The sequence below is a fragment of the Neisseria sp. HMSC061B04 genome (assembly GCF_001836705.1).
Classification (GTDB): Bacteria; Pseudomonadota; Gammaproteobacteria; order Burkholderiales; family Neisseriaceae; genus Neisseria.
The window spans coordinates 1-264 of sequence record NZ_KV830190.1; the positions used below are offsets into that span (position 1 = coordinate 1).

Annotated in this window: 1 protein-coding gene; it reads right to left on the reverse strand. The window is 54.5% G+C overall.

Going from position 1 to position 264, the window contains the following annotated elements; all coding sequences use genetic code 11:
• On the reverse strand, positions 1-264 hold a 264-nt coding region (locus HMPREF2661_RS05445), incomplete at both ends, for a hypothetical protein (RefSeq protein ID WP_141759991.1).

The window sequence follows — 264 nt, forward strand, 5'->3', positions numbered from 1 at the left end:
GGCCGTCTGAATTCAGTTTGCTGTCGCCTGCGGTAACGCTGTCGACGGTGATGTCTTTGGCCAGTTTGAAGTCAATCTGGTTGTCGGACACGGTAGTGACGATGTTTTTGTCGCTGCTGCGGTAGGCAACGGTTTCGCCCAATTGGACGTTGTCGTCATTACCGTTGTCGGCGGCAATGTTCAGACCTTTGGCCACATTGGCGTTGGTCTCTTTCAGCTGACCGTAGTTAACGGCGTCGGTATCTTCGGTACCGGCGGCTACGT